At 65.5% G+C, this 13810-nt stretch carries 14 protein-coding genes and 2 pseudogenes; 11 read left to right on the plus strand and 5 right to left on the minus strand.

The window, feature by feature from the left end:
• Window positions 1-654: 654 nt before the first annotated feature.
• The 5 genes from AC1DXK_RS21175 to AC1DXK_RS21195 all read left to right on the plus strand — a co-directional run bounded on the left by AC1DXK_RS21175 (window position 655) and on the right by AC1DXK_RS21195 (window position 2070).
• Window positions 655-969 (plus strand): transposase, encoded by a 315-nt coding sequence (locus AC1DXK_RS21175; RefSeq protein ID WP_457108432.1) that lies wholly within the window; start codon window positions 655-657, stop codon window positions 967-969.
• Window positions 970-985: 16 nt separating this feature from the next.
• Entirely contained in the window at window positions 986-1192 is a 207-nt protein-coding gene (locus AC1DXK_RS21180; protein WP_457108433.1) for a hypothetical protein, read from the plus strand.
• Window positions 1193-1238: 46 nt separating this feature from the next.
• The gene (locus AC1DXK_RS21185) at window positions 1239-1472 is read left to right on the plus strand and encodes a hypothetical protein (protein WP_457108434.1); all 234 of its coding nucleotides are present in this window, start codon (window positions 1239-1241) and stop codon (window positions 1470-1472) included.
• Complete coding sequence (locus AC1DXK_RS21190; protein WP_457108435.1) at window positions 1473-1652, plus strand: hypothetical protein; 180 nt, start codon at window positions 1473-1475, stop codon at window positions 1650-1652.
• Between the two features lie 214 nt (window positions 1653-1866).
• Window positions 1867-2070 (plus strand): hypothetical protein, encoded by a 204-nt coding sequence (locus AC1DXK_RS21195; RefSeq protein ID WP_457108436.1) that lies wholly within the window; start codon window positions 1867-1869, stop codon window positions 2068-2070.
• Window positions 2071-2136: 66 nt separating this feature from the next.
• Here AC1DXK_RS21195 and AC1DXK_RS21200 read toward each other — a convergent pair whose 3' ends face one another.
• Window positions 2137-2274, minus strand: a complete 138-nt coding sequence (locus AC1DXK_RS21200) for a hypothetical protein (protein WP_477298970.1) — start codon at window positions 2272-2274, stop codon at window positions 2137-2139.
• A 1837-nt stretch (window positions 2275-4111) separates the two neighbouring features.
• Between AC1DXK_RS21200 and AC1DXK_RS21205 the strand changes: the two genes are divergently transcribed.
• Window positions 4112-4519, plus strand: coding sequence for a hypothetical protein (locus AC1DXK_RS21205; RefSeq protein WP_477298972.1), 408 nt, complete (start codon window positions 4112-4114; stop codon window positions 4517-4519).
• A gap of 253 nt (window positions 4520-4772) precedes the next feature.
• Window positions 4773-6446: a type IV secretory system conjugative DNA transfer family protein gene (locus tag AC1DXK_RS21210; RefSeq protein ID WP_477298974.1), complete on the plus strand. Its 1674-nt coding sequence runs from the start codon at window positions 4773-4775 to the stop codon at window positions 6444-6446.
• A gap of 170 nt (window positions 6447-6616) precedes the next feature.
• On the opposite strand, the gene AC1DXK_RS21215 is transcribed toward AC1DXK_RS21210, so the two are convergent.
• From AC1DXK_RS21215 to AC1DXK_RS21225, 3 genes are read right to left on the minus strand one after another with little or no spacing between them, the layout of a single operon-like run.
• Entirely contained in the window at window positions 6617-7189 is a 573-nt protein-coding gene (locus AC1DXK_RS21215; protein WP_457108439.1) for a hypothetical protein, read from the minus strand.
• A 10-nt stretch (window positions 7190-7199) separates the two neighbouring features.
• Window positions 7200-7919, minus strand: coding sequence for a P-loop NTPase family protein (locus AC1DXK_RS21220; RefSeq protein ID WP_457108440.1), 720 nt, complete (start codon window positions 7917-7919; stop codon window positions 7200-7202).
• A gap of 5 nt (window positions 7920-7924) precedes the next feature.
• Window positions 7925-8320 carry a hypothetical protein gene (locus tag AC1DXK_RS21225; RefSeq protein WP_457108441.1) on the minus strand — a complete coding sequence of 132 codons (396 nt, stop codon included), beginning with the start codon at window positions 8318-8320 and terminating at the stop codon, window positions 7925-7927.
• Between the two features lie 396 nt (window positions 8321-8716).
• Between AC1DXK_RS21225 and AC1DXK_RS21230 the strand changes: the two genes are divergently transcribed.
• The 3 genes and pseudogenes from AC1DXK_RS21230 to AC1DXK_RS21240 all read left to right on the plus strand — a co-directional run.
• Complete coding sequence (locus AC1DXK_RS21230) at window positions 8717-9013, plus strand: hypothetical protein (RefSeq protein WP_457108442.1); 297 nt, start codon at window positions 8717-8719, stop codon at window positions 9011-9013.
• The gene (gene mobF, locus AC1DXK_RS21235; RefSeq protein ID WP_477298977.1) at window positions 9010-11940 is read left to right on the plus strand and encodes a MobF family relaxase; all 2931 of its coding nucleotides are present in this window, start codon (window positions 9010-9012) and stop codon (window positions 11938-11940) included. Before AC1DXK_RS21230 ends, mobF begins: the two co-directional genes overlap by 4 nt.
• Before the next feature lie 194 nt (window positions 11941-12134).
• A pseudogene (locus tag AC1DXK_RS21240) lies at window positions 12135-12272 on the plus strand (IS3 family transposase); the annotation flags it as partial.
• A gap of 43 nt (window positions 12273-12315) precedes the next feature.
• Here AC1DXK_RS21240 and AC1DXK_RS21245 read toward each other — a convergent pair.
• Window positions 12316-13418, minus strand: a protein-coding gene (locus AC1DXK_RS21245) for an IS3 family transposase (RefSeq protein WP_457108444.1) whose coding sequence is annotated in 2 segments (ribosomal slippage) — window positions 12316-13157 and window positions 13157-13418 — 1104 coding nt in all. Because the reading frame shifts where the segments join, the coding sequence is not laid out codon by codon here.
• 74 nt (window positions 13419-13492) lie between these two features.
• Between AC1DXK_RS21245 and AC1DXK_RS21250 the strand changes: the two are divergent.
• A pseudogene (locus AC1DXK_RS21250) lies at window positions 13493-13810 on the plus strand (IS110 family transposase); the annotation flags it as partial.

Here is a 13810-nt window from a genome sequence, read left to right on the forward strand (position 1 = left end):
GACGCGATTCTTCAGCCGGAGCCTCGTCGGGAGATCGCTTCCCGAGCGTCCATTCATCGCCCTCGGACGAGCGATGTCAAGCGCGCCCGGAGCGGAGTATGCGAAGCCTTTGCCTCACTCAGGTCATTCGGGGCGCCCCGACGGCCAGTGGTGGTGAAGATCGTCGGTGAGTCGGCGTGGGCATGGCTGTGGCCACGCGCCGACGCCAGGTGCGGGTGGGCCGGGTCGAGCGCGGGGTGGGCGTGCTCCACAGTGTCCGGATCGTCGGATGGCCAGGGCCGCGGCGGCAGCGGCGAGTGTGACGATGCCAAGGGTCGCCACCGCCGCGGCCTTCCCGGCCGCGCCCCCAGCCGGCCGGCCAGCGAGTAGGTCACGAGCCAAGCGGCGTACGAGCGCGCGAACTGGGCCGCCCACAGGGCCGGCCGGTCCTCGGGAGACCTAGAGCGCCGGAGCAGGCATCCCGTCGGCGTCTGCGCCGCCGAGTATCCGATGCCGAGAACCAACCACGCCTCCAAGAGGGCGACCCAGCCGACGCCGCGGCTCCAGGACATCTCCGCGAACCCAACCAGGGCGACGCCGAGTAGCGCGGCCTAGGGCCTGTCTGGCATCTTGGATGAGACTTGTGGGTTGTTTCTCTGTTGAGAGGGATGGCTCGTGCAGATTCTGAGTAGACGCACAGTGGGCGGTGCTGAAGCCGTGATCGATGAGCACCGGACGCCAGGTGGCGTCCGGTCCGAGAATGAGCGCGGCCTTGTCGAGGCCGCGCTGTACCAGCTGCGCACGGGTTGCCACTGGCGGGCGGTGCCCGCCGAGATCGCGTCCTGGCAGCGGGCGGCAGAACTGTTTCCGCGTTGGAGCCGGAACGGCACCTGGGCGCGAATCTTCCTCGACCTGCGCGACCGAGGCGAGCCGTTGCTCGATGCCGTCATGCTCGACGGCACCGTCGACTGCTTGTCAGACAGGCCCTAGGACAAGGTCGCCTGACATGCGCTGCGCTCGCCTCCGGCTCGGGGTCCTGCGCTGGTACGCCGCCGCGCGCGGCTATCGGATCTACGCGCTCGCCCTGGTGCTGGCCGTGCCCGACATCCTCGACGCGCTGGCCGGCGTCGATTTCACCGTCCTGCTGCCGCGGGGATGGAAGCGAAGTCGGCTTCGATCCTCACAATCCTGCGCGTCGTGCTGGGCATTGTGATCCGGCGCCTCGCCATGATCGGTCCACCCGCCGGAGGGCCGCGCTGATGCCGTTCCTGTCCCTGATCGGCGGCTTCCTCGTAAAGCTGCCCGGCTCCGGCATCGTCGCGCCGGTGCTCGCCTACCTCAGCAAGCGCTCCGACAACGGGGTGCTGACGAACGGCCAGAACGTGACCGGCGACGTCACGGTCGCCCAAGCGCAACTCACCGCCTACGTCGAGGAGCGGAAGGTCGTAGCGGCGGAGAGGGCGAAGCTCGCCGAGTCGAAGTGGACGGCCTGAATGATCCCGACAGCGTTCGCGCTCTGCATGATCCACTTCGGCGCGATCGTCTTGGACAGCACCTTCAGATTCCACTGGCAGGCGGCGAAGCTCCTGCCGCCTTATGACGAGATGGAATGGTCGATCGTGATGGCCGTGATCGGCGTCGCTCCGCCCGCCCGCCGGATCTTCGGCAAGTAGCCTCCTCCGCTGACCTCACTCCCCTCTTCTGTTCGGGAGAGGGTCGCGAAGGACCGCCATCATGGACACGTCCTTCCTGTCGCCCGGGCCGATCACCTGGGCGCAGCTCGTCGCGCTCGCAGCGTTCCTGTTCGCGCTCGGCAAGGGTGTCGACTGAGTCGTCGGGAAGCTGCGCACAGGCACGAAGGAGGGGGGCTCGCAACACGCGATCGACATGGCTGCGGCCAAGATCGAAATCCGAACCCTCGACGAGAAGCTGAACGCCTTCAAGATCGAGGTGGCGCGGACCTACGTGACCGGCGACGTCATCACCTGCCTGGAGCGGCGCATCGACGACATGGTGATCTCGGTTCGGGACGAAATGAAGGAATCGCGAGAGGCGATGTTGAAGGCCTTCATGCGGCGGCTGTCCGGCTAACCGACGGCCGTAAACATCTGTCAACGCCCTGGGCGCCCTGGCTTCGGCCGGGCGCCTTTCGTCGTTTCACCAGTCGCGCGCGGCAACTGTGGAGTCGGTCAGTGCCTGCCGTATCACTTTCGCCGCCTCGGCCGCTCCATCCGGAGGCAGCCGCTTTGACACGTCGCGGCGACTTCTGTCCGGATGAATGGCGATCAGAGCCACGACCCTATCGGCCGCGTCCAACACTTTCACGGCCTCGGCCTCCGTAACGATCCGGAGCGGGAGTGTCAGACCGAATGGTGGCATTCAAGGTTCTGTGGCGCGGACGACAAGAAGGGTCAGACGCTACCTCAGGTGGTTTTTGCCGTCGAGGCCTAACATGGATTGCTCTCACATATCCCGGCTGGTCATGGTGTCCGCGCAATTTCCGCTATGCAACGCCGGGACGATCTCCAGCGCCTGAGCGACGCTCGCGACTAGCGGGTCGAGCGCCTGCTCAAGCGCGCCTTGACGTGCCGGTATCTCCTGCAGGCAAAGCGGGCTGCGATCCGAGCAACGCCCGGACTTCACCGGCGCGCCCCACGTCGAACGCGACGTCGATCTTCTGATCGGACACCTCGGYGGCCTTGCGCAGCCCGGAGACGGTCGGTGCTTCCTTTAACATTCGGGACTGTGCCGACTCTTGTACGCCGGAAAAACACCTTCTGTTCCGGGGTGTCCGTTATGTCCCGTTCCTGAGGCCTTCGTTTATCCTCAGGTTTTTGGCTGGGGCGCCAGGATTCTCACCTAAGCGCCATCCCGCGTAAGCCGCTGATAACTCGGCATGAAACGGCGTTGCAGCTGCGTTGTCGTACATCGATGTGTTACGGCTTGCAAGCTATCATCGGCCTGAAGTTTCAGTACCTGCTTGGCTCAGCGAGCCTAGGGTAAACGATCGTATTTGGCCGATGAACGAACCCGCTGCGTGGGAGGGTGCGGGTGGTGAGGTCGCGGTAGCGTCCGGACCGTCGCGCGTCGTTTTAGAGGCCTGTCGGCGGCGGGCCGAGCATCGCGGCTCCTTCATCCGAGGAGCCCGACGATGCACGATCTGCTTTCCGCCCCCGCGATCAGCTCGCTGCGCCAACGCCTGATCGAGGAGATGAGCCTCCGCCGGCTCTCGCACGAGACCTAGCGCAACTACCTGCGCGACGTCGGCCGTCTGGCCATCTTCCTCGGACGCCGACCCGGCACGGCCAGCGCGGAGGATCTGCGCCGCTTCCAAGTCGAACAGCGCCAGGCCGGCGTGCCGGCGCCGACCCTCAACGGCATCGTCTCGTCGTTACGCTTCTTCTTCACCCACACACTTGATCGCCCGGATCTGGCGCGCCGGCTCGTCCTTCCGGCTTATCCCCGCACGCTGCCCGTGGTGCTCAGCCGCGAGGAGGTTGGCCGCATGCTCGTCGCCACGATCTGCCTCAAGCACCTGGCGGCCCTGTCGTGGCCTACGGCGGCGGCCTGCGCGTGGCCGAAGTCGCGGCGTAAAAGGTCACGGACATTGACATTCGGCAGATCCTGCCGACCGCGAAGACGACTCTACGCCCATTACTTGATCCACACAATCTGATTCCCTTAAATCGAAGTACTATACTATTTTGAACAGCAGGATAACTGACCTGCGCGGGGGATGATTGTCTTTATAGCCTCAAGATTGGCTCAGAAATCAGGGTTATTACCTTAGAGTCATTCGCCCGTATCCAGGCTTGCGACGAGCTCTATTGAGGCGACAGTTCGAGCGAACGGTCTAACCCTCTCGTCGAGGAAGAGCCCCTGCCCAGATAGTAGCGCCGCTATGCCGACGAACACTTCGGTAACGCATCGAACTCATCGAGCCGGATTGATGCAGTTCGGAGTGTCAGAATGGGCTAATAATCAGTGAAAGATAAAGATCAATTTCACACTCCAGCCCAAAATCTGCCTAAACAAGCCATTTGCTATCGAATTAACTCTCAATTATCGATGCAGGATAGTAACATTTTTACTTTTTGTGAACAACATGAATCGTGTCGGATAGGAGCGAATCATGCCAAACCTTGCTTATAGAATCGACCCTGTCGCAAAACTCAATGAGATTCGAGACGGTGTTTTTAGAGCAGTAAGATTCAAAAGAGGTGGGTACCCACATAGATTTTTACTAAGCAAAATTGATGAATGCGGCAGTGATTATGGCGTTTATCGCATTTGCTTCTATTCTAATATGGATTACACTAGATATTCTCTCGAGACAGATTTTCGATCTCAGGGGCCGAGCATTGTACAGAGTGTTTGCATCGATGATGTTCTAGTGGCGGGCTTTAATCAATCCTGGGATGATGGATTTAATGCAGGCCAAGCCTACATGTTTTGGGTGGTCGAAAGATTAGATGGATTGAACGAAAAGTTCAGCAGGGCTGGCATAAGTCTATCTCGTTTTTCTAGGGTAGACATGTAGACGATAGATCATTGCATTAAAAACGAGTTTAGTCTGATGGTATTAAGTTTTTTCCTCGTAGATTGTTTCGATGCTGGCCTTTATGTCGCGGGTGACTATTGTTTTTGGTTGTCTGGCGGTGTTGATCGCGATTCATGGCCTCAATCCGCTGGCGTGAGGTCGAAAACAGTGACCGAGCGACGTCATCTGGGCAAAATTGTCTAAGGACACGATCGAGCACGCTGCCTAACTCTTTCTCAGCGGACCGTTCCTCGTGACCACACTCCTTCGGATTACTGCCGTCGCGCTCCTGACTTTTCTCCTCGCCTACCCGGTTGCGGCGCTCGTTCAGCACGGGCTCGACTCCAATCTCTGGCCGTCCGGCGTCATCATGCCAGGGGACTGGTTCAGTGCCATCGCGACCGGCAGCCTTCGCCTGCCGACTGGTGCTTACTGGGATGCCCTGATTGGGCGATCGAATGCATTCAGCAACGGGGGCTGGACCTACGCCTCTGTGCTGATGGTCGTACCGTTCCTGATCACCATCCTCTACCCGTTCCTGCCCAACCCTTCGAAGCTTAAGCGCGACGCCTCGGGTGTTTTCGGCGACGCACGCTTCGCCAATGCGGCGGAGCGCGGGAATATGCACGAGGGCCTGGAACTTGGCATCGATCCGGAAACCGGCCACGCCGTACGCCTCGCCGTGCAGGGAACGCTCGCCACCATCGCCCCGCCGCGCAAGGGGAAGACTTCAGGCCTACTGATCCCCAACCTTGCCTATCCTGAACCGCAGAGCTGGAGCGGACCGGCCGTCGTCATCGATCCCAAGGGCGAGGTCTTTCGCGCGGTGGCTGCGCGCCGCGCCGCGCTCGGCCGACGCGTTGTTTGTCTCGATCCCCTTGGCTTGGTGAATGGCGAGGACTGCTGGAACCCATTGGAAACGCGCGACCCCGCCGACATCCTCTACCTTCAGCACACGGCGCTTGCTCTCCTTCCAGAAGCGTCAGGCGGTGACGAGGCCTCCGCCTACTTCCGCAACCGCGCCGTCGATCTGATCGCCGGTGCGATGCTGGTCGTCCTCACCCGCGACAAGCGTTCCGTCGCGGCCGTACAGGAGCTTCTCGGTCGGGAAGACATCCTCATCGCGAACCTGCAAGCGCTCGGCCGCCAGCCCGCTGCCCTCGCAGCGCTCGAAATCCTGCAAGCCGATCCGAAAACCAAGGATCCGGTCAAATCGACCGCCATCCAAGCCTTCCAGTGGCTCGCCGACGCGCRCCTGCGCCGGCTCGTCGGCACCAGCACCTTCGACCTGGCCGAACTCTCGACGGGCGCTATCGACCTGTTTGTGGCGGTACCGCCCGAGTACAAGCGCGTGCTCGCGCCGCTGCTGCGCTGGCTCTTGTCCGACCTGTTCACCGCCGTGCGCCGCAACCGGCCAAAGCAGCGTATCGTGGTGTTCATCGACGAGGCTGCCGCGCTCGGCCGCTTCGACGAGATCCTCACCGCGGCGGGCGAACTTCCCGGTTATGGTGCGAGCCTGTGGACCCTCTGGCAGGACCGGGGTCAGATCGTCAGTCTCTACGGTGAGGCCGGTGCCGATGTGCTCCTCAACACCGCCGAGGTGGTCACCGTCTTCGACGTGCCGGCGGTCGACCCGGACGAAAGCGAACGGTGGTCTCGCGCGATCGGACAGTACACCGCGTCGGTCGAGACCCTGAACCGTCCAGCTGAGGGGACGGGCAAAGGCACGAGCAGCTTCGGCCCACAGGGCGCGCCCCTGATGAGCAAGGAAGCTTTGGTGACCCTGCCGTCGAGCGACCTCCTGGTGTTTCCCAACAGCGGCGGGCATGCGCGTCATCCGATGCGGTTGAAGAAGACCGTGGCGCACACTGATCCGCGCTTCCGCCGCCTGATTACCCCCGTGGCCCCCGTCGGACGCGCACGCTGATCCCACTTACCTGTGGTCCGGCGGTCATGGCGCTGTTTTGACGGTGCAGCCACCCTCTAGGTTCAGAGTGGATTGACTTTCGGTCCCGCGCGTTCGGCTCTCGGTTTTGGCCGCGGCTCCGGCCCAGCCGCACGGATTCCGCGCGCCTGCCTTTGAACGAACCTAGTTCCTCAGCGGACTGGTTCGACCCAGTTGGAAGGCACCGAGGCCGTGCCGTAGCCGGTGCGCGGCACCCAGAACCGTAGCGTGACGGTATCGCCAGCCTGGTGAAGGCGGGCATAGCGTTGACCGGCAATGAGGCTGTTGGCCATCATCTGCCCGTCCGCTCCCCTGAACTCGGCGGCGATGTCCTGCGCATACCGGCTGCGAACCCAGAACTCAGGTGTTCGGGCACGCGCGACGAGGGTGACACCAAGGACCGCGGTCAAAGCGAGCGCTGACAGCGTGAGCGGTACAACCCGGTAGGGCAGCCGTGATTGGAACAGGGCCCATCGGCTCGCGGTCGCGGCCTTGATCGGCCGGTGGGCCGGCGCACCGTCCTTCAAACTCTGAAGCAGGCTGCGCCGATCCTCGGGAGTGAGCTTGATCTTGGCATCGCCCAAAGCATCAAAGCGCTGGCGAACCGAGAGGCTGCGCAAACGATCCAAGGTGGCGCGGCTCGCAGCCGCGTCCGCTTCTTCTGCACGCTGGAGATCGGCCTGGGCTGCCGCGATCTGCGTACGCGGCGTAGGAGTCTTCGGCACGATGCGCTTTCTACCCGACGAGCCAGGTGGCCGCCGGCTCGGCCGCCTGCATGGCTTCTAACCGGAACCGGGTGAGGTCTCGCCGGATCCGCGCGCCAAGCGAGAGACCGTGCTTGGCGTTCAACTTGGCCGCATCTAGCTGCGGGATTGACGCCAGGCCGCCGGCCTGCAGGATCTCGACCGCCTTGTCCTCCATCACCTGCTCGGCAAACGAAGATACGGTTGCCTTGTCGGCGATACGGGCGAGCTGCTTCGGGTCGATCTCCCCGCGCAGCCTGTTCTCGATCAGGAAGCGTGCCGCCGCCCAGGGCTTGGCGAGGGTCATGAGCTTGGGGGCCTCGGCCAGCGCACCAGGCTCCGCCGTCACGAGCACGAGAACGCCCATGCTGACGCCGGCCGCCTCAAGATCCGGAGCGAGTTGGCCGAGCAGGGCCAAGAACGAGCCTGAGGTGTTGGCGCCGACATCAACGATGGTGGGCAAGGTGGCGGACACCATCGCGTTGACGACCGAGTCGAACTCGGACCGGGCCGCACGTCCGCCGGTGCGCTCGATCTCCTCGCGGGTGGCGCGCATGGAGAAGAACTGCACCCGCTCACCCAACTCCAGCAGGCGTTGAGAGGCGTCGATCTCGATGATGGGCGCGTCCGGAACGGCTTCGGCCAGCGCGCGGGCGACGATCGACTTGCCGACGCCACCCTTGTCCTGAACCACGAGCAGGATACGAGCCACAGCGATCAATCCTTTTTGGAAGGGGCTGGCTTCAGGAGATCCTGGAGCTTGTCGAGATTCCCGCGCCGGATGGCCTCCTCGGTCTCGGCGGCCTCCGAGGCGGAGGACTTGCGAGGCGCGGTCGGCGCAACGAGATCGGCGGCCAGGTGAAGCCGGCGCTCCGTCCCACGGTCCGGCAACGACGGCAGGAGGTCGGCCCGAGACCGCCGGGTCGACGCGTTTGCAGCGCGGCGCCTTGCCTGCCGGCGCACGCTCGATATGAGGCCGGTGATCTGGCTACCGGTGAGCGGTCGACCGTCCCCGGTCGCATAACCCTGCTTGGTCAGGGCCGCCGCGATGGCGTTCCAGGTCGCCCCACTCGCCTGCAGAGCGGTAAGGGCGTCGAGGTTGTCGCGCACCACGTCCATCAGTCCGGTGGCCGGTCTGCCACCCGGTGCGAGTCCGGCGGACCGTGGCGCGGTGTCGGCAACGTCACGTTCCAGGCGGTGAAGATCTAGGTGCGGCGGCTTCGGCATGGACTAGAGGTAGCACGTGGTCCGTTGCTGTCCCGTGAGAGGGACCACGCCAATGCCGATCTGCGCGGTAAGACCGCGTTAAGGCACAGCAAGGAGCAGCAGCCTGCGGTCTCGGCACAGCAAGGCACGGTAGATGTACGGTAACAGACGCAGCAATAAGAGGGGTATCACACCACACGCACTGAAGTGGTGAAGTGTTAACTATGGAGGCTCACCCGCCTCGCCGATCGACCTCGGACGTGTCAGGCGTCTTGCCCCGCTCCTTGCGCAGCAGGTACGCCGATGGTCGACCAGGTCAAGCTCACCCTCACCTTGGATGCCGCCCTCGCCGCCCGTTTGAGCGCCGCGGCRGCCGGGCAGGGTTGGTCTGCCGAGAGCCTCGCGGCCGAGTGCGTGGCCCAGCATCTGGAAGTCGCGATCCGCCACCGAGTGCTGATCGAGCGCGCCGAGCGGATCGACGCCGCCCTGATGGATATGGCGCAGGCCGTGGGCGAACTCGGCGCACCATTGGCCGGTATCGACCTCACCAAGGTTTGTCGCTACCGCAAGGGCACCGGCGGCTCAGACCCGGCACGATGACCGCCTCGCTGCACCGCCTCGGCGCCGGTTCTGAGGCCGGGCTGTACTACACCAACGACAGCCAGCACGAGGCCCGGCCCGACCGGCGCGACGAGTACTACCTCGCCGACGGCGGTGGGGTATGGTGGAGCTCCGGTGAGACGGTGGTGCGCCACGGCGCGGCGATCGACGCTCGCTCGTTTCGCGATCTCTGCGCCGGGTATCACCCGGTCACCGGCAAGCCGCTGGTGCGCGGCGCCGGCCCGGCGCATTGGGCCGGCCAGGACCTCACCCTCACGCCCGGGAAATCTGTCTCCGTTCTCTGGATGGCCGGTACGCCCGAGCAGCGCGCGGCGATCGAGGCCGCACACTGCGCCGCAGTCGAGCGGGCGCTCGCCTTCGTAGAAGCGGAGGGCCTCGTCAGTGTCCGGACCGGCGCGGGCGGGGTGGAGCGGCACCGCCCGCGTGACTTAATTGTCGCCCGGTTCGAGCACTACACCACCCGTGAGGGTGATCAAAATATTCATACGCACTGTGTATTTATTAATGTTGCCGGATTACCGAATAATGCTGGATCCGGCCGGTACAAATCACAGACCCACCTGACCATTGAGGTCGAGCAACTCTATTCGCACCAAGTATGCGTCGGGGCGGCGTACAGAGCGGCCCTGGCTGAGGACCTGCGGGAGCGGTTCGGCTTGCGCTACCGCGAGGCCGGACGCGGGCAGTGGGAAGTCGCCGGTCTGCCTGAGGCGGTGCTGGCCGCCTTCTCCAAGCGCTCGGAGCAGATCCTCGACTACGCCGGCGCCGGGGCCACGAGCGCGCAGCGCGAGGTCGCCGCGCTCGCCACCCGCCGGGGCAAGCACGAGCTGCCGACCGGCACGGAGCTGGAGGCGCGCTGGCGCGACGAGCTCGCCGCCTGCGCGCTCGATCCCTGGGACGCCGCGCAGCACCCCGAGCACGCCCTTGCGCTCGCGGCCGCCCGCGCGGCGGAACGCGACCCCCCGTTCGACCCACCCGAGATCCCCGGCGATGGCCCGGTGGCACGCGCCGCCTCGGCCCTGTTCCGGCACGAGAGCGTCGTGACGCGCAAGGATCTGCTCCAGCACGCCCTGGAGCTTGCGGGGGTGCAGGGCCTTGGGGTCGGAGTGGTCGCGGCCGAGCTCGCCGAACTGGAGTGGAAGGGCACGCTGCTGCCGCTGGCGGCCGCCGAGCTGGTGCCGGGGGCGAGCGCGTGCTGGACCAGCCCGGGCATCGCCGCATGCGAGGCACTGATGCTGCGCGCCGCCGATCGCCCGCTGGAACGAAGCTGGATCGCCTCCGAGGCGGTGGTGACGGCTCTAGCCCAGGATGGTCGTCTCAGCGCGGAACAGGCCGAGGCCGTGCGCCACGCCGCCGGTCCAGACGGGGTATCGCTGCTCCAGGCTGGCGCGGGCACCGGCAAGACCACGACGGCTGCGGCCCTGGTCGTAGCTGCACACAACTCTCGAATGCGTGTGATCGGCCTGGCGCCATCCTGGGTCGCGGCCCATGAACTCGGTCGATCGACCGGGATCCGGGCGCAGGCGATCGCGCGCTGGCGCCACGACCGCGGCCGGGCGGCCAGGTCGGATGCCGCGCACCAAACCGACGCCGCGGCGCTCGACCGTGGCACCCTGGTGCTGATCGACGAAGCCGGCATGGTCGGCAGCCGCGATCTGGAGGCGGTGTTGAGCGCGGCGCAGGCGGCCGGGGCGAAGGTGGTACTGATCGGCGACCGCAAGCAGTTGGCCTCGGTCGCGGGCGCCAGCGCCCTGCGGGCGGTGGCCGAGGTGGTCGGACGCTCGGCGGTGCTCGGTGAAGTGCGTCGTCAGACCGTGGCGTGGCAGCGAGCCGCCTCGGTGGTGATGGCGCGCGGCGACAGTGAGGCGGGCCTGCGCGCCTACGCGGCCGAGCATCGGGTTGAGCTGGTCGCAGGTGTCGAGGCGGCGCAGGCGCGCGTGATCGTGGCGTGGGCCGAGCAGCGCGCGACCCACGGTGACGACGTACTGATCGTCACCCGGCGCAACGCCGACGCGGCGACGTTGAACGCCCGGGCGCGGGCGGTACTGCGCGCGGAAGGCCGGCTCGGGCCCGACCTGATTACCACGCCGGCGCGCGACCGCGAGGATCGGTTGGTAGCGCTCGCGCTCGCGCTCGGCGATCACCTCCGGTTCGGCGAGAGCCTGCCGCATCTCGGCCTACGCAACGGCACCCGCGCCCGGGTCGAGGCGATCGCAGCGGAGCCGGATGGGAGTGCGCGTCTGCGCTTGGCGTTGGAGGACGGGCGGGTGATCGAGGCGGCGTGGGACGAACTACGGCGTGTCCCCCGGTTCGGCAGTAGGCCGGCACACCCAAAAGTTGTGCACTCTTACGCGGGCACAGCTTACGCGGCGCAGGGCCGGACGTGTTCAGCGGCGGTGGTGTACCTCGGCGTCGGCACCGACGCGCGCGAGGTCTATGTCGGCCTGACCCGGCACCGGCATGAAGCGCGGGTGGTGGTCGAGCGCGACCGGCTCGACGCCTTATGCCGACAACGCCAGGCGGATCCGCGGATGCCGGCAACCGACACGATGGTGCTGGAGCGGTTGTTTCGGGAAGCGCGAGGCTACCGCGAGAAGGCCAACGTGGTGGATTACGCCGCCGACCGGGTCGCGTTCGTGCGCGACGGGGTGCTCGGCCCGCCCGAGCGCGTCGTCCCGGGGATCGACGTCGGCCGGGCGGTGCGCGCGGCACGGGCGCTACGCGAGGCGGCGGCATGGCTCGGGGTCGAACACGTGATCGTGCCGGCCTGGCCCCTGATCGACGCGTACGGGCGTCGGCTGAGCCGCGCGCCGGCCCCGGCGGTCCGCCGCCTGGTGACGCGGCTCGCGCGCCATCTCGGCCGCCCCGATCCGGAACGCGGTCGCGAGCACGGGATCGAGCGGTGAGCGTCGGCCTGAGGGCATAACTGAAGGCGCCTCGGGCGTGGTGTTCCCGACTGACCAGGATCACCCGTAGGGTCCGCGGAGCAGGTCACCCAGCTTACGTTGGAACAGGGTCGTCCAGCAGCGGCGCTTGACCTGACCGACTGGCTTTGGACCGGACTGATTGAGAGGATCAGCCTGGACCAGAGGAGTTAGGGATGAAGCGAGGACAGAGGCCGAGCGCGGAACAGGTCGTGCTGATGTTGCGCCAGATTGAGGTGCAGACGGCGCAAGGCAAGAATTTGGCGCTGATCTGCACTGATCTGCCCCCAATGAAGTGGTCCGCCCTGAGGTATGGCTTTCGGGCCAGTGGAGCTGACCCGGTTTGTGGTCCACGGCCTATGCAAGTTCTCGGACTGTGACAGCTTGGTTGGCGAAGGCTCGGGGCGTCAAGCCGCCCAGGGCCGTATGGGGTCGATCGTTGTTATAGTGGCACCTCCAGTCCTCGATGCGCTCGCGGGCATCGGCCAGCGACAGGAACCACGAAGCGTTCAAGCACTCTGCCCGTAGGCGGCCGTTGAACGACTCGATGTAGGCGTTGTCGGTCGGCTTGCCCGGTCGGGAGAAGTCGATCTCGACCCCGTTCAGGTAGGCCCACTGGTCGAGCATGCGCCCGGCAAACTCCGGTCCATTGTCGACCCGCAGGCTTTTTGGACGACCGCGGAGCTTCACCAGTGCGTCCAGGGCCTCGGTCACTTGGAAGGCGCGGAAGTTTGCTCTCGGTGTGAGCGAGAGCGCCTCTCGCGTATGGCAATCGACCACTGTCAGGATACGGAACGGACGTCCGTCGAACAGGCGATCAGACATGAAGTCCATGGCCCAGACCTCGTTGGGTCCACCGATGGCAGGCCGCCCTTGCCGGTAGCGCCAGGCCCGTTTGCGTTTGGGCAGCTTGGGCCGGATCGACAGTCCCTCGTCACGGTAGATCCGGTAGGTGCGCTTGTGGTTCACCTCCCAGCCTTCCCGCCGCAACAGGATGTGCAGCCTTCGGTAGCCGTAGCGCACCCGTGCGGCAGCGAGTTCCTTCAGCCGCATTCGCAGCGCCACCTGCGAGTCGGAGCGCTTCCTGTAACGCTGGGACGAGCGGCCGAAACCGGTGGCTTGGCAGGCCCGACGCTCGCTGATGTCGTAGGCCACCTGCAGGTGACCGGCGACCTCGCGGCGAGCGGCGGGCCTCACCACTTTCGCTTGAGCACATCCTGCAGCATGGAGCGGTCCAGCGTCAGGTCGGCGACCAGCCGCTTGAGCTTGCTGTTCTCGTCCTCCAGCTGCTTCAGCCGCCGGATCTCCGGCACGCCCATGCCGACGAACGGCTTCTTCCAGCGGTAGAACGTCGGTTCGGACACACCCATCTTCCGGCAGACCTCGTCCACCGTCGCGCCGTTCTCCGCCTGCCGCAGGGCAAAGGCGATCTGTTCGTTCGTGAAGCGTTTGCGAGGCATGGCATCCACCCTCCTTCAGGGTTCAGGATGCCCGAAAAACTTGCGCTCGACGCGGACCAGTTTGCTGGGTCAGGGTCAAGCGGCAGAAGAACGACATGGCCGACGCTGAGGCGCTTCTCGCGAGGCGGCGCAGCGGCCGACGATGCGGTTCGTTCAGGGCAAGAGCGCGCAGGCCCAGGCCTCCGCAGTGGTGTTCCGTACGCGCGACCTGCTCGTGCGTCAGCGGACCCAATTGATCAATGCACTGCGCGGGCACCTCACGGAGTTCGGGTACGTCGTTCGCCAAGGTGTCGGGCACGTCGGCAAGCTCGTGGCGATCGTCCGCGACCCAACATCCGACGTGCCGGCCGAGGCACGGCCGGTCCTGGCCATCATTGCGGGCAGCTTGGAGG

It is taken from the genome of Methylobacterium sp. P3_A11 (assembly GCF_056403155.1).

Bases quoted from the DNA above. Each gene is read 5' to 3' on its own strand.
- AC1DXK_RS21180 (WP_457108433.1), top strand. From the start codon at position 986: ATGCGCTGCGCTCGCCTCCGGCTCGGGGTCCTGCGCTGGTACGCCGCC.
- mobF (WP_477298977.1), top strand. From the start codon at position 9,010: ATGACCGCCTCGCTGCACCGCCTCGGCGCCGGTTCTGAGGCCGGGCTG.
- AC1DXK_RS21190 (WP_457108435.1), top strand. From the start codon at position 1,473: ATGATCCCGACAGCGTTCGCGCTCTGCATGATCCACTTCGGCGCGATC.
- AC1DXK_RS21195 (WP_457108436.1), top strand. From the start codon at position 1,867: ATGGCTGCGGCCAAGATCGAAATCCGAACCCTCGACGAGAAGCTGAAC.
- AC1DXK_RS21185 (WP_457108434.1), top strand. From the start codon at position 1,239: ATGCCGTTCCTGTCCCTGATCGGCGGCTTCCTCGTAAAGCTGCCCGGC.
- AC1DXK_RS21205 (WP_477298972.1), top strand. From the start codon at position 4,112: ATGCCAAACCTTGCTTATAGAATCGACCCTGTCGCAAAACTCAATGAG.